General features: G+C 68.4%; 16 protein-coding genes. 4 read left to right on the plus strand and 12 right to left on the minus strand.

The features are described 5' to 3' along the window. Positions 1-3 precede the first annotated feature (3 nt). The 4 genes from RTW82_RS10930 to RTW82_RS10945 all read left to right on the plus strand — a co-directional run bounded on the left by RTW82_RS10930 (position 4) and on the right by RTW82_RS10945 (position 3842). Positions 4-813: a CheR family methyltransferase gene (locus RTW82_RS10930; RefSeq protein ID WP_021217489.1), complete on the plus strand. Its 810-nt coding sequence runs from the start codon at positions 4-6 to the stop codon at positions 811-813. Then, a complete protein-coding gene (locus RTW82_RS10935; protein ID WP_316925099.1) occupies positions 806-1315 on the plus strand; it encodes a chemotaxis protein CheD in 510 nt (169 codons plus the stop codon). Before RTW82_RS10930 ends, RTW82_RS10935 begins: the two co-directional genes overlap by 8 nt. Next, the gene (locus RTW82_RS10940) at positions 1312-2391 is read left to right on the plus strand and encodes a chemotaxis response regulator protein-glutamate methylesterase (protein WP_271657763.1); all 1080 of its coding nucleotides are present in this window, start codon (positions 1312-1314) and stop codon (positions 2389-2391) included. The genes RTW82_RS10935 and RTW82_RS10940 overlap by 4 nt, the downstream gene beginning before the upstream one ends. Positions 2392-2516: 125 nt before the next feature. Then, a complete protein-coding gene (locus tag RTW82_RS10945) occupies positions 2517-3842 on the plus strand; it encodes a methyl-accepting chemotaxis protein (RefSeq protein WP_081711649.1) in 1326 nt (441 codons plus the stop codon). A gap of 160 nt (positions 3843-4002) precedes the next feature. Here the strand turns inward: RTW82_RS10945 and tagQ are convergent, their stop codons facing one another. The 12 genes from tagQ to tagH form a co-directional block, all read right to left on the minus strand. Next, on the minus strand, positions 4003-4980 hold the full coding sequence (gene tagQ, locus RTW82_RS10950; RefSeq protein WP_021217493.1) for a type VI secretion system-associated lipoprotein TagQ: 978 nt from the start codon (positions 4978-4980) through the stop codon (positions 4003-4005). Positions 4981-5207: 227 nt separating this feature from the next. Further along, a complete protein-coding gene (locus tag RTW82_RS10955; RefSeq protein WP_043246451.1) occupies positions 5208-6905 on the minus strand; it encodes a formylglycine-generating enzyme family protein in 1698 nt (565 codons plus the stop codon). Next, positions 6898-8100 carry an FtsX-like permease family protein gene (locus RTW82_RS10960; RefSeq protein WP_316925100.1) on the minus strand — a complete coding sequence of 401 codons (1203 nt, stop codon included), beginning with the start codon at positions 8098-8100 and terminating at the stop codon, positions 6898-6900. Before RTW82_RS10960 ends, RTW82_RS10955 begins: the two co-directional genes overlap by 8 nt. After that, positions 8100-8816: an ABC transporter ATP-binding protein gene (locus tag RTW82_RS10965; protein ID WP_184490496.1), complete on the minus strand. Its 717-nt coding sequence runs from the start codon at positions 8814-8816 to the stop codon at positions 8100-8102. Before RTW82_RS10965 ends, RTW82_RS10960 begins: the two co-directional genes overlap by 1 nt. After that, positions 8816-11956, minus strand: coding sequence for a serine/threonine-protein kinase (locus tag RTW82_RS10970; RefSeq protein WP_316925101.1), 3141 nt, complete (start codon positions 11954-11956; stop codon positions 8816-8818). The genes RTW82_RS10965 and RTW82_RS10970 overlap by 1 nt, the downstream gene beginning before the upstream one ends. 19 nt (positions 11957-11975) lie before the next feature. After that, complete coding sequence (locus RTW82_RS10975) at positions 11976-12704, minus strand: PP2C family protein-serine/threonine phosphatase (RefSeq protein WP_021217498.1); 729 nt, start codon at positions 12702-12704, stop codon at positions 11976-11978. Next, a complete protein-coding gene (gene tagF, locus RTW82_RS10980) occupies positions 12704-13399 on the minus strand; it encodes a type VI secretion system-associated protein TagF (protein WP_043247245.1) in 696 nt (231 codons plus the stop codon). Before tagF ends, RTW82_RS10975 begins: the two co-directional genes overlap by 1 nt. Continuing rightward, complete coding sequence (gene tssM / locus RTW82_RS10985; protein WP_184490499.1) at positions 13396-16911, minus strand: type VI secretion system membrane subunit TssM; 3516 nt, start codon at positions 16909-16911, stop codon at positions 13396-13398. The genes tagF and tssM overlap by 4 nt, the downstream gene beginning before the upstream one ends. Next, entirely contained in the window at positions 16908-18272 is a 1365-nt protein-coding gene (locus RTW82_RS10990) for a DotU family type VI secretion system protein (protein WP_271657768.1), read from the minus strand. Before RTW82_RS10990 ends, tssM begins: the two co-directional genes overlap by 4 nt. Positions 18273-18278: 6 nt before the next feature. Further along, positions 18279-19613 (minus strand): type VI secretion system baseplate subunit TssK, encoded by a 1335-nt coding sequence (tssK, locus tag RTW82_RS10995; protein ID WP_031287027.1) that lies wholly within the window; start codon positions 19611-19613, stop codon positions 18279-18281. A gap of 17 nt (positions 19614-19630) precedes the next feature. Continuing rightward, positions 19631-20110 (minus strand): type VI secretion system lipoprotein TssJ, encoded by a 480-nt coding sequence (gene tssJ / locus RTW82_RS11000; protein WP_031287028.1) that lies wholly within the window; start codon positions 20108-20110, stop codon positions 19631-19633. A gap of 70 nt (positions 20111-20180) precedes the next feature. Further along, on the minus strand, positions 20181-21854 hold the full coding sequence (gene tagH / locus RTW82_RS11005; protein ID WP_316925102.1) for a type VI secretion system-associated FHA domain protein TagH: 1674 nt from the start codon (positions 21852-21854) through the stop codon (positions 20181-20183). Between the last annotated feature and the right edge of the window lie 343 nt (positions 21855-22197).

The following is a 22197-nucleotide window of genomic DNA, read 5'->3' on the forward strand; positions in this document are numbered from 1 at the left end:
ACCATGACCGATCTCAGCCTCTCCAACCGCGAGTTCCAGCAGTTCCGCGGGATGATCCACGAGATCGCCGGCATCGCCATGTCGGAAGCCAAGCGCCAGCTCATCGCCGGCCGGCTCAGCAAGCGCCTGCGCCATTTCGGCCTGGGCTGCTACGGCGACTACTACCAGTTGCTGATGAAGGACAAGAGTGAGTTGCAGATCGCCGTCGATCTGCTGACCACCAACGAGACCTACTTCTTCCGCGAGCCCAAGCACTTCGAATTCCTGCGCGAGAAGCTGGGCACCGAGCTGCGCAGCGGCAGCGGCCCGCTGCGCATCTGGAGTGCCGCCTGCTCCAGCGGCGAGGAGCCCTACACCCTGGCCCTGCTGCTGGCTGACGCCGTCGCCGCCCGCCCCTGGGAGATCCTCGCCTCGGACATCAGCACGCGCATCCTCGACAAGGCCCGGGCCGGGCTCTACCCGCTGGAAGACGCCGAAGGCATCCCCGGCAACCTGCGCCAGCGCTTCTGCCTGCGGGGAACCGGGCGCAACGAAGGGCTGTTCACCCTGGACCCGGCCCTCAAGCGCCGCGTGCAGTTCCGCCAGATCAACCTCAACAACGCGCTGCCGGACGTGGGCGTGTTCGACGTGATCTTCCTGCGCAACGTGATGATCTACTTCGATGCCGACACCAAGCGCCAGGTGGTGCAGCGCCTCTGCGCACGCCTGCGCCCGGGCGGCTATTTCCTGGTCAGTCATTCGGAAAGCCTCAACGGCATCAGCGACGAGCTGCAATCGGTGCGCCCGTCGATCTACCGGAGGCCCCATGCGTAAGCCCCAGGGCGTCATCGAGGTGTTCCTGCAGCCGGGCGAGTTGTATTTCGGCGACCGCTACACCCGCTTGCGCACCCTGCTGGGCTCCTGCGTCTCCATCGTGCTCTGGCACCGCGGGGCGCTGCTGGGTGGCATGTGCCACTACATGCTGCCCACCTGTCGTCACCCGGGCCGCGAACCGGACGGGCGCTACGCCGACGAAGCCTTGCACCAGCTGCTGCAGGAGATCCGCGACAGCGGCACCCGCGCCACGGACTACCGGGTCAGTCTGTTCGGCGGTGGCAACATGTTCGGCAGCCGCGAGCGCCGGCACATCGGCCACAAGAATGTCGAGGCCGGCCTGGCCCTGCTGGCCGCCCACGGGCTCGCCTGCCACGCCCGCCACGTCGGCGGCGAGGGCTACCGCAACCTGATCTTCGACGTGTGGAGCGGCAACGTCGCGCTCCGCCACCCCAACCCGCAACAACTTGCCAGTCGGCGCTACGAGGCCTGCTCGCCATGAACAAGATCAAGGTGATGATCGTCGACGACTCCGCCGTCGTTCGGCAGGTACTGACCGGCAGCCTGTCCGGCCACAGTGGCATCGAGGTGATCGGGGCCGCCGCCGACCCGCTGTTCGCCCTGGAACGGATGAACCGCAACTGGCCGGACGTGATCGTGCTGGACGTGGAGATGCCACGCATGGACGGCATCTCCTTCCTGAAGAAGCTGATGGCCGAACGGCCCACGCCGGTGGTGATCTGCTCGACCCTGACCGAGAAGGGCGCCGCCACCACCATGGAGGCCCTGGCCGCCGGTGCCGTGGCCATCGTCACCAAGCCCCAGGGCAACCTGCGCCAGTTCCTCATCGAGGCCACCGAGGAGCTGGTGGGGGCCATCAAGGCCGCGTCACAGGCACGCCTCAAGCGCCTGCCCGGCGCCCCCGCGTCCGCCACGCCGGCCGTGGCGCCCAAGCTCAGCGCCGACGCCATCCTGCCGGCCGGCGGGCCGGCCGCCATGACCCGCACCACCGAGCGCATCGTCGCCCTGGGCACCTCCACCGGCGGCACCCAGGCCCTGGAATACGTGCTCACCGCCCTGCCCCGGGTCTGCCCGGGGATCGTCATCGTCCAGCACATGCCGGAAAAATTCACCGCTGCCTTCGCCGCACGGCTGGACGGCCTCTGCCAGATCGAGGTGCGCGAGGCGCGCCACGGCGACCGGGTGATTCCCGGCCGCGCACTGATTGCCCCCGGTGGCCGCCACATGCTGCTCAAGCGCAACGGCGCGCAGTACGTGGTGGACATCGTCGACGGGCCACCGGTGTCCCGCCACAAGCCCTCGGTGGACGTGCTGTTCCGCTCCACGGCCCGCGCCGCCGGCGCCAACGCCACCGGCATCATCATGACCGGCATGGGCGATGACGGTGCCCGAGGCCTGCGGGAAATGTACGAAGCCGGCGCCTACACCCTGGGGCAGGACGAGGCCACCTGCGTGGTCTACGGCATGCCCAAGGAAGCCCGCAAGCTGGACGCGGTGCGACGCGAAATCCCCCTGGAGCAGATCCCGGCCCAGATCCTGAGGGGCGACCGCCCCTGAGTTCGTGGCCCGGCGATGCGCAGTCGGCGACTTCCCCACTCCGTCGCCGGTGCCGCTGGGCCCTTTTGAATCCGGGTGTGCGTGTAGCCCCCCACACGCCCGACGCCACCTTGGAGCGACGTGAAATGATCCTGTTCAGTGCAGCCCTGAAAAACGAACTGGCCAGGTGCCAGGATGAACTGGCCACGGCACGCGCCCTGCGCGACGCGCTGGACCGCTCCCAGGCCATCATCGAGTTCCTGCCCGACGGCACCATCGTCGCGGCCAACGACAACTTCCTGCGCACCATGGGCTACCGCCTGGACGAGATCTCCGGCCGGCACCACCGCCTGTTCTGCGAACCTACGCTGGCCGACAGCGCCGAATACCGGCGCTTCTGGCAGCGACTGGCCCAGGGCGAATTCATCCGCGAGCGTTTCCTGCGGCTGGACAAGCAGGGGCACGATGTGTGGCTGGAGGCCACCTACAACCCGGTACGCGACGCCAGCGGGCGGGTCACCAAGGTGATCAAGCTGGCCACCGACATCAGCGCCAACCTCATGCACGAACATGAGGAGGACGCGATCATCAATGCCCTCAACCGCTCCATGGCGGTCATCGAATTCAACCCGGCCGGCGAGGTGGTCGCCGCCAACGAGAACTTCCTCGCGGTGACGGGCTACCGCACGCAGGATGTCGTCGGCAAGCACCATCGGATCTTCTGTTCGAGGGAGGAAGCCGGCAACCCCGGCTACCAGCAGTTCTGGCAGCGCCTGAACCGGGGCGAGTACGTCAGCGGTCGCTTCGAACGGCGTAACAGCCACGGTGGCGTCATCTGGCTGGAGGCCAGCTACAACCCGGTCTTCGACACCCGCGGCAAGCTGTACAAGATCGTCAAGTTCGCCTCCGACATCACCACCGAGGTGCTCGAGCAGCAGGCCGAGTCCGAAGCGGCCCACGTGGCGTACGAGACCGCTCAGCAGACCGACGCCGAGGCCCAGGGTGGCGCAGAAGTGGTCAATCGCACCGTGGCGCTGGTCCAGGGCATCGCCGGGGAGCTGAACCATGCCGCCGAGCGCATCGGCGCCGTGAGCCAGCAGTCCGACGTAATCAACAGCATCGTGCAGTCCATCCGTGGCATCGCCGACCAGACCAACCTGCTGGCCCTCAACGCCGCCATCGAAGCGGCGCGCGCCGGTGAGCAAGGCCGTGGCTTCGCGGTGGTGGCGGACGAGGTGCGCAACCTCGCGGCACGCACCGCACGGGCCACCGAGGAGATAGTCGAAGTGGTCAAGCGCAACCATGAGCTGGCCCAGGAAGCCGTCGGCAGCATGCGCGAGAGCTGCGAGAAGGTGGACCAGGGTGTACGCCTGGCCAACGAGGCGGGCCGGGCCATCCAGAGCATCCAGGAGGGGGCCCAGCGGGTCGTGGACACCATCCAGCGCTTCACCCGCACGCTACGGGGCCACTGAGCAGGCCCGAGCCACCCGGCACGGTCCAGGGGCCACCCGGCGGCACGCAGCATCGCTCTCGGGTACGAGGTGAAAACAGGAAGGGTTGTCGCTGGAAGGCAATCACCCGCCCGGACGGGCGGGTGATGCAGGCGGCGGGCTGGAGGGGCCTGCCGAGGGGTCAGGCCTTGGAGGCGCAGCTGGCCGGGGCCCAGTCACCCATGTCGGGGCTGTTGCACACATCGCTGACCATGGTCTGGCCACGGCTGGCGACTTTCTGGCTTTCGGCGCGCTTGGCTTCGGCCTGTTGCAGGGTGCGCTCGGTGCTCACCGCTTCCTTCGGCACGGCCTTGGCAGTGGCGGTGGTCTTCTTCGGCGGCGTGGTGGTCTTGGACGTGGTGGTCTTGGTGTTGGTCTTGGTCGTGGTCTTGGTGGTAGCCGGGGTGACCGGCGTCTCGGCGGCGACGACCTGGCTCACGTCCTTGCGCTCGACACCGACGGTCTGCAGGTCTTTCTCGTAGGCCTGGGTGTAGGTGTTGATGTTCTCGCCGGCACGGCCGTCGACGGCCGCCATCAGGGCGTTGGTTTCGTTCAGCCCGCTGACGATCTCGGCCAGGCGCAGGCGGCCTTCGGTCTCGCTCACGGTCTTGGCCTTGCGCGAGGCCTGCAGCGAGGCGAACTCGCGCTGGTAGCAGTTCTGCGCGGCGCTGGCGTACTGGATGCTGCGGTCGATCTCGCCGCTGCTGCGATCGATGTCGCTGGCGTAGGAGGCAATGCGCGCGTTGTCGTCGGCGATCTGCTGCTGACGGGCGCTGTAGTAACCCGCTGCGCCGCCTACCAGGGCACCGCCCGCTGCGCCGATCAGCGCGTTGCGGCCGGCGTGGTCACCGCCGGAAAGGCCGCCCGCCAGGGCGCCGATCACGCCGCCGGCGATGGCACCGGTGGCGACCGACTGGGTCATCGCCTGGTCGGAGGCACGCAGCTGGCTGACCGGCTGGTAGCACTGCGGGTAGTACTCGGCCTTGGTGCTGGCCGCGACCTTGGAGCTGGGGGAGCCCATACCGGCGCAGCCGGTGAGCAGCACGCTGGTGCAGGTGACGGCGGTGAACAGTGCGGTGCGTACTGCGGAAAATGCGGGAATGTTACGTGGGGTTGCCATGGTCGATGCTCTCGTTCTTGAGTGTGTCTAACAAGCCGCTGAGAAGCTATCTGCGTTGCCATCGCAGCGTTGAAAACAGTCTCGAAATGCTCATCTACAGCTCGTAGACTCCGCTTTCTCACCTGCTTTCGCCTTGCGCTGGCGGCCTCGCTTACGCTTCTCAGTGGCTTGCCAATCCATTAAGGCTTCACGGAAGCCACCTAAAACGCCGTCCTTGTAGCGTGGCCTCAGGGGCCGAGCAGTTCTTTCAGAATCGCTTCCGGGTCCGCCCTGCGCTGCTGACGATACTCGCCCACATGCTTGACGAAAAGCGTGGCGCGCGTCACGAGACTCTTGCCCAGCACCGGGTTGCGGTTGAGTTCTTCCTTGGTCCGCTGGAACTGCGCCTGGATCACCGCATCGGTATAGCGAGTACCGGTCGCCAGGTTGTCAATATAGATCGCCACGGCGCCGTCGAGTGCCGTTTTACCGTTGGCCATCGCACTCTCGTAGAGCTTGACCGAGGCTTCGTCCTTGGCGGTCTTCGCCTGGTCACGGCTCTTCTTCAGGTTGGTCAGGCGGATGTTGTAGTTGTTGATGGTCTCGGCCACCAGGGCGGCAGACTGGATCAGGTTGCCCGCAGCCTCTTCGCGCTGCTTGGCGATCAGCGAAATGTTGCGCTTGAGCTCCTCGTTGACCAGCGCCAGGCGCCCTTGCAACTCGGTGTCGGTGCTGCCGGCGATGATGCTGTCGAGCAGTTGGGTCGGGTCCTGGTCGTCGGCGATCTCATCGGTGAGCGAGGAGGCGCGGCCCTCGGCCTTCCATTGTTCGAACAGGTCCTTGTAGCGCGAGCGCGGCGCCGACAGCGCGCCGATGGCGACGCGGAAGCCGGTGGTCTCGTTCTGCTGCTCAGTGCCGTCGGCGGCGAACAGCGGGTACTCGCGGCGCATGCCGGTGAACAGGGTCATCTCCCCTTCCAGGTAGTTGCCGCCCTTGACCACGAAGCCGCCGTAGGTGCCCTGCCGACGCCCGGCATGCACCAGCTGGAAGGACTCCTGGACCATCTCGGCGGCGTTGCCGATGACATCGAACAGGCCGATGGGGTTGGGCTTCTTCAAGCCGATGGGCAGCAGGCGCGCGGCCTGGCCGGTGCCACCGGCGACCTGGTTGTACACCGCCCAGTCGCCCAGCGGGCCGTCACCCTCGGCGCCTTCCTGCTTGCGTGGGAACAGCCGTGCTTCCAGCTCCTGGCGGCTCACCGCATGGGCGCCACGGGCGGCGAACTCCCATTCCACTTCGGTGGGCAGGCGCACGAAACCGACTCCGCCGTCCTCGGCCTTGCTGCCACGCCCGCTGATGGGCAGCAGGTCGCGGTGGTTCTTCAGCAGCCAGGCGCTGTACACCGCGCCAAAGCGCTCGGCCTCGAAGCGCGACAGCTTGACCTTGGGCAGGCGCGAAGCCATGCCCGCCGGTGCCGGCTCGCAGGCCGGCGCCTCGCCCTGGCCGGCCAGGGAGGCCGCCTGGGCCATCACCAGGTCGTACTGGCGCTGGGTCACCTCGTACTTGCCGACGAAGTACAGCATCGGCTTCAGCGGCGTGCCCTTCTCCGGCTTCGGCAGGCTGCCGGAAAGCTTGCCCTGCCAGTCCTTGGACAGGTCCGACAGGGTGAACTGGCCGTTGATGTAGTCGCGCCGATAACCGGAGATGAACGACTGCTGGTAGCCGGTCTCGCTCTCGCTGAAGGGGTAGCCGAGGCTCACTTCGCGGTCGTCCAGGGTGCCCTTGGCCAGCACGTAGACGTAGCGGAACACCATCTCGCCGTCGCAGGGCAGCGGCAGGCTGACGTCGTCCGGCAGCGGCTTGGGGTTGTACAGCGGGTCCGGGTCGGCGTGCGCCGAGGCCACCGCCAGGGACAGTGAGAATGCGACTGTCAGCAACTTAAACATCACGTAATCCTTCCGAAGCTTCGATTCGGGCCGCACGCCAGCCACCGGTGGCCGCAGCCAATGCGCTGCAGGCCAGGGTCGCTAGCAACGCCAGCAGGTAATGGGAGAACAGCAGACGGCAGGCGGATTCGCCCGCCGCCGACTGGAACAAGTGGTTGAGCCCGGTCTCGGCGGCGAGGTACAGCACACCCGCCAGGGCCAGGCTGAAGGTGCCGGTGTAGAGCGCCTGCAGCACCACGAAGCCGACCAGCGCGGCGGTGGAGAAGCCCAGCAGGCGCAGCACCGAGAGTTCGCGGCGCTTGCGCTCCACCGCTGCCAGGGTGCTGGCGGCCATGGCGGCGAAGGCACCGGCCAGGGCCAGCCCGGCGATGATCCAGAACACCAGGGTGAGGTTGCGGCTCAATGAACGCACCTGGGCGATGGCTTCGGCCTGGGTGGCGACTTCCTGGTCGTGTCCGGCGAAGTGCAGGCGCAGGGTTTCCACCGCATCCAGGTCGCGGGCATAGAGGCGGAAGCCGGGGTAGACCCGCGCCCGTGTGCCGGCGGCTTCGCGACCCGGCCAGCCGAAGCGTTCCACGGCCAGGCCGTCGCGGTAGTCTTCCACCGCTTCCAGCAGGTCCAGGCGGGCGAACAGGGCCTGGCGCTGGAAGACTTCCAGGGGCAGCACCGCCTTCACCTTCACGCGGGTGCGCTGGTATTCGGGGGTGCCGGAAACCGAGCGGCCGAAGGCAGCGGTGAGTTCATCGCCCACCTTCACGCCCAGGCGCTCGGCGGCGCGCTGGCTGAGCACCACCTCACCGCTGCCCCGGGGCAGCTGCTCGGCCGGCACCAGGGGGTCGCCTTCGGCGGTGGGCACCATCTCCACGGTCAGTGGCTGGCTGCCGCCGTCGGCGTGCAGGTCGACGGTGGCGGCGATCTGCCGGGTACGCGGCACCACGAAGGCCACTTCGGGGCGCGCGGCCAGCTCGGCGATGCTGTCCAGGTTGTAGCGGGCACCGCCCAGGGGGATCACCTCGCGCACGGCGGGGTCGCGCTCCAGGCGCTCGGTCAGGGTGCTGACCAGGCCGTGCTTGAGGCCGAAGAGCACCAGCAGCGGCGCCACCACGGCCACCAGCGCGAGCACCGCACAGGCCGAGAGCCGCGCCTCGTTGCGGTAGTCGTGCCAGGCCAGCGTGGCGAGCAGCCCCTTGCGCATCAGCCGGCCTCCGCCAGGGTGGCGGTGACGCCGCCGTCGACGCCGCGTTGCAGCGCCAGGGGCAAGGGGGTGAGGCCGGCGCGGGCGGCCAGGGCCTGGTCGTGGGTCGCCACCACCAGGCACAGGTCATGGGCGCGGGCCTGTTCCACCAGCAGCTGCATCACCCGCTCAGCGTTGATCGGGTCGAGGGACGCGGTGGGCTCGTCGGCCAGCAGCAGCCGCGGGCGGTGGGCCAGGGCGCGGGCGATGCCGACGCGCTGGCGTTGCCCCACCGAGAGCGCCGATGGCCGCTTGCCGAGCTGGTCGGCGATTTCCAGGTGGGTCGCCAGGTGGCGCACCGTGTCGTCGTCGGGCATGCCCAGTAGTGCGCGGGACAGGCCGATGTTGCCGGCCACATCGAGATAACCCAGCAGGCCGCCGGTCTGCAGCACGTAGCCGATGCCACGGCCGCGCAGGGCCGCCAGTTCGTCGTTGCGACCCTGCCGCCAGAGCGCGGTGACATCGCGCACGCGGCCGTCCAGCTCGCATTCCATCACCCCGCCGGCATCCGGCGAGAGGATCAATGCGAGCAGGTCGAGCACCGTGCTCTTGCCACTGCCGCTGGGGCCGACCAGAGCCAGGCGTTGCCCGGCGCGCAGGTCCAGCCTGGGGATTTCCAGGCTGTAGCGCTGGGCGCCCTGCCCCCGCGTCTTGCGCAGGTCGCGAAGCCTGAGCATCAGGGCAGCGTCGACAGCGGCACGCGGTAGAGGGCGTCACCGGGCGCCGCGTCGCCGAAGCGCACCCAGTTGGCGGTGTCGTTGTGGAAGGTTTCGTAGAGGCGGATCTTCGAGTCCAGCTCGTCGATGAAGTCCTCCTGCTCGGCCACCGACAGCGACAGCCACAGATCCTGGTTCATGTTCAGCGACTTGCTGCGGTACGGCAGCCCTTCCAGGTACTCGCCGAGGATGCCGCTCTGCGCCAGGTTGCTGCCACGGGCCAGTTTCGAGGGGTCGCGGGCCATGTGTGCACTGGCGCTGGCGATCTCCTGGAAGAAGTCCTTGGGCGAGCTCTGGGTGCGGCGCGCGGCGTCGACGATCACCTTCAGCGACTGCTGCAGGTCGTTGAGCTGCAGCTTGGTCAGCAGCACGCAGACCTGGAAGGCCGGCAGCTGCGGGTTGGTCAGGTCGCGGTCGGAGGTCCAGGCGGTCACCAGCTGCGGCGCACGGGCCTGGGACTTGTGGCCGAGGAAGTCCATGTGCATGGCGTAGCCGATGGCGGCGGTCTTGGCGGCGATGCTGTTGCCCGCCACCGGCGCCTCCAGCGGTGCGTCGCTGCGCACCTTGTGCACCAGGTCGGCGAAGACGCTGCCGATCTCGCCGATGCTGTCGCCGAACTTCTTCACGTCGCCGCCGGCCACCGGGATGTACAGGTCGCCGATCTGCGGGTTGGCATCGGCGGTGAGGCTGCGGTACTGCTGCTCGGCGAAGCCGTGGTTCTTCTTCCCTGCGTCGGTCTTCAGGTGCAGGGCGTAGATCTTGATCTGCTTGCGCAGCGCCGCCTCGCGGACCTCGGCCTCGTTCATCTGGGTACGGCCCAGGGGGTCGTTCTTGCGGATCGCGCCGGCATCGCTGACCAGCAGGATCAGGCGCCCGCCGTAGCCGCTCCAGTCCATGCCGTCGACCGCTTCCATGACACCGGCGAAGGCGTCCTCGTTGAAGTCGTGGCTGGAGACGTTGGTGGCCTTGACCTGTTGCGCCAGTTGCAGGAACTGGTCCGGATTGCGTCCCTCGTCCAGGCTCACCAGGGTCTTGGCGGTGTACTCCAGGCCCGGCGTCTTGTCGGTGTTGCTGCGGAAACCGACCATGCCGAAGCTGACGCTGTCCAGCTCGCCCCGGGCGGCGATCTGGTTGTGCAACTCGTGCACCACGTCGCGCACGCGGTCGATGTAGGGCTGCATGGACACCGAAGTGTCCACCACCAGCACGATGGCGGTACGGAAGGCATCGGTCTTCGCCGCCGGCGCGCTGCCCTCGCCCTTCACCTGGGGCGTGTCGCCCGGGTCGATGGAGGCGACGTTGAGCAGCTGCACCGGCTGGCCGCTGGCGTCGAAGCTCTCGCGGGAATCGAAGATCGGCAGCAGGTAGAACTGGTCCTGGGGGATGGCGCTGGCGGCCGGCTCGATGGCGACGATCTCCGGGTCGGTGCTGTCACCGAACTGGGCCTGGTGCACGGCGTTGCGTGCCTTGCTGGAGTCGGCGAGGAACAGCTCGACCTGGTCCGGGTCACGCAGGAACATCACCGGCGAGCGGCCGGAACGTTCGGTGAACTTCAGCACCAGGCTCTGCTTCCAGTCGCTGAGCTTGTCCAGGGGCAGCCAGCCATCGCGGTGGCCATCGCTGGAGGCGCCCACTTCCACCCAGGGCGTGCCGCCCACGACCTTGCGCGCGTACACGTAGAACACCGAGAACGCCGGCACCGGCGCACCGTCGGCCTGGGCGCCGGCGGCGCTGGCAAAGCGCGCACCGGGCTTGCTCAGCACGCGCTCGAAAAGGGTTTTCTTGCCGGCCATGATCAACGGCCGGCTGCCGCCGTCCTGGTTGCCCACGGGCTTGGAGTCGGCGCTGGAACCGCTGTCTGCCGGCTTGTCGCCTTCGCCGCCGGTGGTGCCGCTGGCACCGCCATCGACCTGGCCAGCGTCGACCTGGGCCGTGTCGGGCTTGGCCGGCGACTGGTTCAGCCACCAGTAGGCACCGCCGCCGATGCCGGCGAGGCCGAGCACGGCCAGGCCGGCGGCGGCGATCAGCGGTGCGCGGTTGGGGCCGCTGGAGGGCTGGGCGGCAGCGGCGCTGAGTTCGGTGTCCAGCACCGAGGCGCGCTTGCCCTTCTTGGGCGGCGTGGCCGGGGGTGTCGCCGGTGGCGGCACCTGGGTCGGCGGCGCGGGGGCGTCGAGGGGGGGCATGGTCACCGAGACCGGGGTCAGCCCGGTCATACCGCTGCCCGTCGGCGCGGCGGGCGGGGTCGGCGGCAGGCCGAGGGGGCGGAACTGGGTGGCGCCGTCGTCGTCCGCCGGGGCCGCTGCGGGCAGCGTCGGCAGGCGGTCGAGGGCGGCGATCAGCGCGGCGGCGTCCGGGTAGCGGTCCTTGGGGTCCTTGGCCAACAGGCGGGTGAGGATCTCCTGGTAGCGACCCTGGGCGATGGGCAGCTCCGGCAGCGGCTCGGTGAGGTGCGCCAGGGCGGTGGACAGCGAGTCGGAGCCGACATAGGGCAGCTTGCCGGTGAGGATTTCATAGAGCACCACGCCCAGGGCGTAGAGGTCGGCGCGGCCGTCGATTTCCAGGCCGCGCGCCTGCTCGGGGCTCATGTAGCTGGGGGTGCCGACGGCGAAGCCGGCCTGGGTGAACTGGGTGCGGTCGTCCAGCGCCTTGGCGATGCCGAAGTCCGAGAGCACCGCGCCGCCGTCGGCGCGGAACAGGATGTTGGCCGGCTTGACGTCACGGTGCACCAGGCCCTGGGCGTGGGCGTAGCCCAGCGCGGAGGCGATCTGGCGCAGCCAGACCAGGCCCTGCTCGGGGCTGAGGCCGGCGTTGATGCGCTCCTTCAGCGTGCCGTTGGGCAGGTACTCCATGGCCATGTAGTACAGGCTGCCGACGTTGCCGATGTCGTGGATGGTGACGGTGTGCGGATGCGACAGCCGCGCCAGGGTCTTGCCCTCGCGCAGGAAGCGTTCGCAGAAGCTGGCGTCGGCGGCGAGCGCCGCGGCCATCACCTTCAGCGCGACCTTGCGCTCCAGCGAACGCTGGGTGGCCAGGTAGACCACGGCCATCGCGCCGTCGCCCAGCTCGCGCTCGATTTCATACCCCGGAATTTCTATGTCCATGCTGGTCTTTTTTTCTTTTTCAGGATGCTTTGACGACTACCGCCGTGATGTTGTCCGGCGCGCCCCGGGTCAAGCCCAGATGCACCAGGCTGCGGACCACCTGATAGGGGTCCTCGTGGCCCAGCACTTCACACAGTTCGTGGTCTTCGGCGGTCTTGTTCAGACCGTCGCTGCACAGCAGGAAGCTGTCGCCGGGCAGCACCACGAACCTCGTTTCTTCCACGTCCAGGTCATCCTGGACCCCCACCGCACGGGTGACGATATTGGCCATGGGATGCACCTTCGCCTCGGCCTCGCTGAGCAGGTGGCTGTCCACCAGTTCCTGCACGTAGCTGTGGTCGCGGCTGATGGGTTCCAGCTTGCCCTCGCGCAGGCGATAAAGGCGGCTGTCACCGGCCCACAGGCAGGTGCCCTCGCTGCCCCGCGCGGCCAGCAGCACCACCGTGCTGCCCATGGTGCTCACCCCGCGATGCTGGGTCTCCGCACGGACCAGGGTGTTGACGTGTATCAGCGCCGCGCGCAAGGCGTCGACATAGGCATCGAGCCCGTCGCCGTATTGCACGCCGCGAAGGGTATCGACGATCAGGTTGCTGACGTAGTCACCGGCGGCGTGGCCGCCCATGCCGTCGGCGACCACCCAGAGGCCGTTGTCGCCGGCATCCAGGCAGGCGTCTTCATTGACCTGGCGGACCATGCCGACGTGGCTGTGGCTGGCCGAGCGGTATTGCGCAACCGGAGGCAGTGGCATCACAGGCTCCCGAAATCGATCTGCCCGATGCCGGCGGGCTGCTCTACGGCGCCCTCGCCCACCAGGAAGCGGCTGAAATACCGCGTCGGCGGCAAGCCCTGGAATCTCACCAGCTCGGCCGCGACACGCTCTGAACCATGCCCCCACCAGAAACTGCAGCCGTCGCTGGCGATCTGCGCCAGTACCGCCTGTCGCGACTCGCCGCCCTGCACCGCGTAACGCAACGCCCCCACCTCGCTGAGCCGCGCGTCATGGCGCGTGGTCACCAGCGGCGACCCCAGCCCCTGCACCCCGGCTTCGAAGGCGTCGAAATCCGCCTCCGGCTCAAGGGTGGATAGCAGCAAGGCTTCGGCACGGTCGAACCAGTCATCGGCGCCGCCGACGATGGCACCGAGGTTGGTGCGCTCGTCCAGCAGCACGGCGATGGCCAGCGGGAAGTAGCGGCCGACCCGGTCGATGCTGGGCATCACCACGCCGACCACGGCGTCCCCGCCCAGCAGGTTGGGCGCGATCGCGAACCGCCACAACGGGCTGACCAGGTAGGCATCCAGCCAGGCAGCGCCCAGCTCGGCCTGGCTCTGCGCCATGCCGGCGGCCAGCCATTGGTCCCAGGCCTCGATGAAGGCCGGTGGCAGGCCGCGATGAATGAAGTCGCCGCGGCCGGCGAGCTTGCCGTAGAAGCCCGCCGTCGTCATAGGCGCTCCGGCAGGCCGAAGCCGCTGACCACACGGCTGCGGAACGGGTTGAAGGCACTGCTGGCGCGCAGCTCGCTGGAGATGCTGGCGTTGTCCACGCGCATGCGCAGGGTGAAGCGGTCCGGCGCGTTGCCTTGGGTCAGGTCCGACTGGTCGAGCAGGCGGAACCAGGCCCAGGGGCCTTCCATGGTGATGGCCGAACGGCCGCTGGAGGACGGCGGCGAGATGGTCAGGCGCACCACGCCCAGGCTGTTGGGGCTCGGCCACTGCATGGCCACCGGCCGGCTGGGGCCGTGGTCATAGCTGAACTGCTGGCCGTCCAGGTCGAGCTGGAACTGGTCGATGGCAGCGTCCATGGCCACCGCCTTCAGCTCGAAGCGCACCATGGGCGTGGTGTTGCCGGAGCGGAAGAAGGCGTCGCGGATCTGCGCGGCACGCTGGAAGGTGCCCAGCACGCCGGAGCCGATGCCGAGCTTCTCCGCCGCGCCCGGCTGCCAGCGCCAGGTGGTGGCGGAGGTGTCGACGTAGGGCTGCAGGTATTTGCGGAAGTAGCTGTCCATCACCCCGCCGACGCCGAAGAAGGCGCCGAAGTCGTCCAGGGTGGCATCGCGGGTGCTGTTGCGATCCAGCGGGTAGCGGCCGGCCAGGGACTGGCGGTAGACGTTGACCACTTCGGCCGTCCAGGCGGCGTTCAGCTGGTTGCGGATGCCGCCCATCATGGTGCTGGTGGTGGCGCTGACCACGGACTTGACCAGCCCCTGGACCAGCGGCGGCTGGCGCTCGGCACCGAGGCTGACGCGCTGGGCGGCGGCCTGGGCCTGGTTCTTCGCTTCACCCAGCAGGGCGTCGCCGCTGGCACCGCTCATGGCGCTGATCTGCACGTAGAGGGCGTTCATGTCCGCCAGCAGGCCGTCGATGGCCGCCGGTTCGTTGTCGTTCTTGGCCACCAGGCTGTTGAGCTCGGCGAAGTGCGCGGTAATCGGGTCCTCGCTCGGCGCCTGCTGCTGTTGCGGGGCGTCGTCGCCCTGCCCCACCAGGGAGCCGAGGCGATCCTTGAGCTTGCCGACGGTGTCGCTGGTGCCCTTGAGCTTCTCGGCGGCCAGGCGTTCTTCCTTCTGCAGGTCGGTTTCCTTGGCCACCGCTTCGAGCAGCTTCTTCAGCGGCGACTGCGGGCCGGACAGCACGCGCAGCACGTCGGCGGCCTGGGCGGTGCTGGTGATGGCGACGAAGTCGATATCGGCCAGCAGCGCATCCCATTGGCGCAGGTAGTCCTGGAAGTACAGCTGGCGCACTTCCAGGGCCAGGCTGGCGGCGTCCTGGGTGTCGTCCATGGTGCGGCCGAGTACCCATTGCTCCTCGGCCAGGGTGCCGGACTGGCTCAGGCTGGAGACCATGAACACTTCGCGGTAGCCCCGCTGGGTGAAGAAGCCCGACAGCGGATCGTTGAGCGGCTTGCCGCTCTTGCGCGAGAACACCAGGGCGGCGTCGCGGCCGGCGGCTTCGCTGATGCGGAAGTCCGGCAGGCCCTGGGGCAGCTTCTGGCGCTTGACGCGGTCGTACACGCGCTGGGCGATGGACAGCTGCTGCAGCTGGCGACGGGTGTCCTGCACCAGGTTGTCGTCCAGGCGCACGGCCGGCGGCGCGCGGTCGTAGAGCGCGGCCAGGTGCTCGTTGAGCGCCTGGCGCTGTTCGGGCACCAGGTCGCGCGGCAGGCTGCGGTCCCAGTCCAGCGCCACCCAGGCCTTGATGAAGTCGCCGTCGTAGTGTTCCGGGTCGGCGAGCATCAGGTAGGCCTTCAGGCCCTCGTAGAGGAAGTCCGAGGAGCCGCCGCTGCGCAGCTGTTCCTCGATGCGGGCCATGACCCGCGGCGCCATCACCGCGATCAGCAGCTTGCGGTACACGCTGGCGCCTTCGGCACCGAGCATGTCGCCCTGGTAGAGGCCGTAGCCTTCCGCCCAGCTCGGCGCATCGCCGGACACGTTGCGGATGGCATTGAGCAGCGGCAGCACCGCGAGCACGTCGCGTTGTGCCGGGCTGAGGCCCTGGAGTTCACCGTGCAGCGGCTTGACCCGGCCGTCGACGGCGGCGATGTAGCTGCGGTTGGCACTGAAGCTGGCGAACCAGATGGCGGCGATGCCCAGGACCAGGATCGCCGTCGCGGCGAGCACGCCACGGGCCATCCATTTGCGCTGGCGCTCGACCTTGGGGTTGGCCCCCACCAGGCCGCGCTCGCCGAAGGCCACTTCGCGGAACAGGCGCTCGATGAAGTAGCTGCGCCCGGTGCCGGTCTGGCGGGCCAGGTGCTGGCGGTCGAGGTTCATGCTCTGCGCCATGGCGCCGATCAGGCGGTCGATGGGGCTGCCTTCCTGGGTGCCGCTGGTGAAGTAGACGCCACGCAGCAGCGCGCGCTCTTCATAGGGGTTGGGCTTGAACACGCCGTCGAGGAAGGTGGACAGCGCATCGCGCAGGGCCGCGAACTGCTGCGGGAAGCCGTAGATCAGGTCGCGCCGCGCGGGGTCGCGTTCCTGTTGCAGGCGTTCCACCAGGCGGTCGTTGAGGCGCTGTTCGAGCAGGGCGAACTCATTGCCGAACACCGACAGCGGGCCTTCGGCGCTCTTGCCGTCGTCGAGGGCGAAGGTCATGCCCCAGACCTGGGCGCGGTCTTCCTTGCTCAGCGAGTCGAAGAACTCCATGAAGCCCGGCACCAGGTCGAGCTTGGTGAGCATCACGTAGATGGGGAAGCGCACGCCGAGCTGAGCGTAGAGCTCCTGCACCCGGGCGCGGATGGCGCGGGCGTGGGCGGCACGCTCGGTCTCGCTGCCCAGCAGCAGGTCGGACAGGCTGATGGCCACGAAGGCACCGTCGATGGGGCGGCGCTTGCGCTGGTTCTTCAGCAGGTCGAGGAAGCCCAGCCAGGCAGCCTTGTCCACCTGGGCGTGGCTGTCCTGGGTGGTGTAGCGGCCGGCGGTGTCGAGCAGCACGGCTTCGTCGGTGAACCACCAATCGCAGTTGCGGGTGCCGCCGACGCCACGGATGGCGCCGCTGCCCATCTGCTCGGCAAGGGGGAAGTTGAGGCCGGAGTTGACCAGCGCGGTGGTCTTGCCCGAACCCGGCGGGCCGATGATCACGTACCAGGGCAGCTCGTAGAGGTTGCGCCGCTCGCTACCGCCGAGCTTGGCGCGCTTGAGCAGGACCAGGGCTTCGTCCATGCGCTGCTTGAGGGTGGCCAGCTCTTCGCTGGTGGCCACGCTGGCGGCATCCGGTGCCACGGCGACCAGGCCCTGCATCACCTTGGCGGCGTTGCGACGGGCCTGGATGATGCGCAGCACGCGCCAGCCGATCCACACCGCGAACAGCAGGCCGATGAGCACCCAGCGCACGGTGGCCGAAGCCAGGGGCTCGACGTCGCCGATGGCGATCAGCGGGCCGACGAACCAGATCACCAGGCTGAGGGCGATCAGGCCCAGCACCGGTATCACCCAGCGGGCGAGGAAACTGAAAAACGCCTTCACTCGACGCCCTCCGCAAAGACTGTGATCTCCACCCGACGGTTGCGCGAACGGCCGTCGGCGGTGTCATTGGATGCGACCGGCTCGGTGTCGCTGCGACCCTCGGCGCGGAAGCGCTCGGGTTGGCCGCTCTTGGCCGCGAGCACGTCCATCACCTGCTGGGCGCGGTCCTGGGACAGCTTCCAGTTGGACGGGTAGCGCAGCGTGGCGATGGGCCGGTTGTCGCTGTGGCCGGTAACCAGCACATTGCCCTTCACCTTGCGGATCGCCTCGGCGATGCGCAGCAGCAGGGGCTGGAAGTCGTCGGCGATGGTGGCGCTGCCGGAGGCGAACAGCTGGTCGCCACGAATGGTCACCACCGAACGGTCGACGGCGTCTTCCACCGCGACCTTCTGCTGGCGGATCTCCTCGGCGAGGAAGCCGGCCAGGCGCGGGCGCTCGACGATCTTCGGCTGTTGCGGCGGGCGGTCGATGGTCTGCACCGGGACGTCGCCCAGGGCATGCAGGTTCTTGAACACCGGCTCGGCTTCGGCGGCCAGCTTCAGGCGCATGCCGAACAGCAGCGCCAGGAGCAGCGCGGCGCCGATGGCCACGGCCACCCAGGGCGGCAGGAACTGGCGCAGGCGATCACGCGCCACCACCAGGCCGCGCCAGTGCGGCGACAGCTCGCGTTCGATCTCGCCGTGGGTACTGCGGATGGTGCCGGCCACGCGCTCGCGCAGGGCCTCGAGCTGGCTGCGGCCATCGTTCATCACCCGGTAGCGGCCTTCGAAACCAAGGCTGATGCACAGGTACAGGAGCTCCAGCAGGTTGAGGCGCTGGCGCGGGTTCTGCAGGCAATGGTCGAGCAGCTGGAAGACCTTCTCGCCACCCCAGGCTTCGTTGTGCAGGGTGATCAGCAGGCTCTGCTTGCTCCAGTCGCTGCCGCTGCCCCAGGGGGTGCTGAGCACGGCTTCGTCCAGCGCGGTGCAGAGCACGTAGCGGCTGAGCATGACCTCGTCCTGGGCGATGCCGGCGGCACGGGCCTTCTCTTCGAACTGGCGCAGGTAGCCCAGCAGTTGCGCGCGCAGGCTGGCGGGCATCGGGTGGGCGATGGTGTTGCGCAGGCGGGTGAGCAAGGCCAGCATCGGCCCGGCGGCGGCTTCCAGGGGGTTGAGGCCCTGGCCGCGCGCGGTGAGCATCGGGCCGGTGGGCGCCGGGCCCGCAGGCGGCGGCGTGGGCGCGTCGTAGCGCGGCGCGGCCGGGTCCGGGGCACGGCCACCGGGGCGCGGCATGATCATGGTGCGGTCGTTGTTGCCGTTACCGTTGCCGCCGCTGCCACCACCGGCGGGCGGCCCGCCGAAGGGATCGTCGATTGGATGCATCGCGAATTAACTCCGGATGGCCCAGAAGGCCAGGTTCAGGCCAGGGAACTGGCCAGCGATGTGGAAGGCGAAGCCGCCGGAATGCACCAGTTGCTTCCAGTGGTCGCTGCCGCGGTCGAGTTCGAAGTAGGTGCTGCCCGCGTGGTACGGGATCTGCCGTGGCGCCACCGGCATCGGCAGCAGCGCGATACCCGGCAGCTGCAGGTTGACCAGGTCGCGGATGTGCTCCACGGAGCCGATCTTGGCCTGCTGCGGGAAGCGCGAACGCAGCGACTCGCCCGGCACGTCGGCACGCACCACGAGGATGAACGCCGAGTTGTCCAGCAGGCTCTTGTCCGCGAGCATCGCCACGTGCACGCCGTAGGCTTTCTCGATGATCGGAATCGGCACCGCGCGGCTGTCGATGACCATCGACAGCGCCTGGCGCAGGGCAAGCATCACCGGGGCGAAGGTGGTGGCCAGGTCGTCGTGCTCATAGGCCGGGAATTCCGCCGGGCGACGGCCGCTGGCGGAGAAGGTGGAGAACTCGCCGGCCAGGCTCACCGCCTCGCGGTAGAACCATTCCGGGTGCAACGGGGTGATGTTGGCCAGGTGCGAGACCAGGGGTTCGGCGCGGTTGACCAGTTGCAGCAGGAGGAAGTCGGCGATCTCCGAGGCGCCACCGGCGCCGGAGGCGACCACGCGGCCGGCCAGGGCCTCGCCGCGTTGGTGCAACAGGCCCAGCAGTTCGCTGCGGAAGGCCGCCAGGGGTTGCGAGGCGGTCACATCCAGCAGCGGCGGAATGTAGCTTTCGTCCAGCGCCAGGGAGCGGTCGGCGCGTTTTTCCACCACCCGCACCACGCCGACGGCGGCGTATTCGCCGAGGCCGTCACGGGCGGTGAGCAGGCGCAGGGCGCGGCCACCGATGGACACGGGGGCGCGGCTTTCGAAGGGGGCGTTGTCGTCGCGCACTTCGCGCACCGCGCTCTGGTAGCGCGCGCCACCGAGGGCCTCGCCCTCTTCCACCGTGTCGCGGGCACCGGCGCGTTTGAGCGGCAGGGCCAGGTAGATGATGCCGTCACGCAGGCTGTCCTCGACGTCCAGCGGCACCGGGGCCACGTCGTCGCCGGGGATGTCGAAGGGGGTGCCGTCGGGCAGCACGCCACGGGCCGAGACGATGGCCAGCTTGCCCTGGGTGAGCAGCGCCTCGTCGATCTTCAGTTCGGAGAAACCCCAGCCGCCGGCTTGCAGCGCTCGGCAGCGGCCTTCCACCAGGGACTCCAGGTAGCGGTCGTGCTGCTGGAAATGCTGCGGACGCAGGAACATCCCCTCAGACCAGACCACTCGGTTGTTCCAGGACATGGACGAACTCTCCGTTTCTATTTGGCCGGCTCGGCGATGGGAGCCGGCGAGACGCTGATGGCGTGGGCGCCGAATTTCACGCTGTAGGCGCTGGTCTGGTTCAGGGGCACGGTGATCACGTCACGCCAGACCGCGCTGTCGAGCTCGCGGTAGCCGACGACGATGCCGAACTGGCGGGTGGCGTCGTCCAGCTTGCGCTCCTGCATCTGCTTGTCGCCGGGCTTGACCAGCAACTCGTCCTGGGCGACCAGGTCGGTGGACAGGGTGGCCTGCGACTGCTCCACCAGGGAGAAGTAGTCGGCACGGTTGAAGGCGGTGGCGCTCTTCAGTTCGAACACCCGCACGCGCACGGGTGCGCCCTGCCCGCCCGGCCCCGGGTTGACGTCGCTGGAGGCTTCGATATGCAGCTGCACCACGGTAGGCGGTGGCGGCGGCGGTGGCTCGGAAGCACATGCGCCCAGAAGCGCTACTACGGCTACCAGTAGAATCCTTGGCATTTCGATTCGTCCTCAATGACTGCTGTTGATCCGCGGGGCCGACTGCCTGGCACCCAAGGGGTTGCGGGGGTCAATGCCCGCGAAGTCTGGCGCTGTGCTCCTCGTAGGCGCGGCTGAATTCGCGCCCGAAAAGGTCCTGGAAATCATCTTCGGCCTCCCGCGAGATGCTCGCGTAGAGGTCGGTGAACAGCTCCCAGTATTGCGACTGCCGGGAACCCGGCAGCAAGGCCGAAAGCCCCGAGGGCTTGTTCAGCCGCGCTTCCAGCACCGAGGGCTCGAAGCGTTTGAGAATGTGCTTGATGGCCGCCTGCACGCCGGCCATCACTGCCAGTTGGTGGGCCTTGAGGTCGTCGAAGCTTTCGCCCACGGCCTGGTCCGGCGGCATGAACGCGGCGTTGCCGTGGCGCAGCAGGAGCAGCAAGGCCTCGTCGACGTTGGGGGCGAATTTGAGCGGGTTGTTCTCCACCGGTCGGATCATGGTCTGCGCCATGCGGAACTCGCCCTTGAGGCTGGAGCGCGCACGCAGCACATCCACCAGGCCTTCCACCATCAGACGATAGCTGCGACCGATGGCTTCCATCTGCGCGGCGGCTTCAGCGCGATCGATGCGCAGCTGGCCAAGGCCGGCGCCACGCAGGAAGGCATCCATCAGCGCACCGTCGTCGCCGCTCGGTGCAGGTGCATGGGCCGCTGGGGCGGACACCGCGGCGGCGTGGGTGGCCTGGGCAGTGGGCGTCAGCGCGGGTGGTGCCGGAACCGGTGCGGGCGTGGCAACGGCAGGCGCCGGGATCGCCGCCGGGGCCATCTGGATGGCCGGTGGCATCGGCGCGATGGTCTGCTGGGCGATGGGCTGCGGATCGGGAATGGGCGTCGGGATCGAGGTGGCGGCGGAGTCGTGGCCAAGCGGCGGATTGCTGAAGAAGTCCGCCGGCAGTTCGACGGCTACCGGTGCCGGCTCCAGCGGTGCCGCCGCCGTGGGCATCGGCACCGGAACGGCTGGCGCGTGCTGGGGCGCAGGACTGGTGAGGCCGAGGTCGGCGAAGGGGTCCCAGTCGGCAGGGATCGCCGGTGCGACGCCTGCAGGCTCGGCGAATGCGGCAGGGGCACTCACGGGCGGTACTGGCGTCGGCTCGAAACTGGGGATCGGCGTCGGCGGGCGGAAATCATGACGCTCGGCGGGCACGTGATCGGGAATCGACGGTGCGGCAGCCGGTGGCGGATTGAGGAAGTCGAACAGGTCGGGCTTGGTGTCCAGCGGCGAACCGCCACCCTGGATATGGGCCATGGAAGCCGGCGGCGGCGCCATCGGCTCGGGAATCGAAGGCGTGGAGGTCTGCCGGCTCATCAGCGCATCGAAGCTGCTGAAGGGGTCGCCGCCCCCGCTCATCGGCGCGGCGCTGGCGGGCTGCATGTTCATGCTCATGCCCTGCACCTGAACGAGGATCTCGTACTCGCCGAGCTTGAGGATTTCGCCATCCAGCAGCGGCTCGCTGTTACCGCGACGCAGGCGCACGCCCGACTGCGCGAGCATCACGCCGTTGGTGCTGGTGTCGGTCAGGTAGTAGGTGCCGTCGCGGAACTGGATGGTGCAATGCTGGCTGGAAACGAGGCGCTCGGGATCGGGCAACACCCAATCGTTATCGGCACTGCGGCCAATCCTCAGCTCACCACGATCAAGCTCCACCTCGGGACGTTGTCCTGGCGTCAGCTTGTGATAACTGGTGATGGTCAAACGCAGTGGCATTGCGACTCCTTGCACTTCTCACTGTGGACGCGAGCACCGAGTCCCTTCGATGCCGTGCAACTTCGATCCGGTCCCTGTTCTGCACGTGGCCCTTGGCCATACACCCATCGTATAGACGAACGGAAAATATGCATGGCTTTAGCCGAAATATCTTAGATCGAAAAAAGACAAAAATGACAGCTGAAAGAGGCTAGCGTGGACTGGTGCACATCTGTCGTTTGTGCTCTGGGATTGTCTTGACAAGGGCGAAATACGACCCCAAGAATGGAAAAGAGTTGCAGCGGGTGAAGCCATGAAATTGGCGTCATCGGAACGTTGATCCAAAGGACTGTGATCAGGCCGT

The sequence above is a fragment of the Pseudomonas sp. zfem005 genome (genome assembly GCF_032621735.1).
In the GTDB taxonomy this organism is placed as follows: domain Bacteria; phylum Pseudomonadota; class Gammaproteobacteria; order Pseudomonadales; family Pseudomonadaceae; genus Metapseudomonas; species Metapseudomonas solani.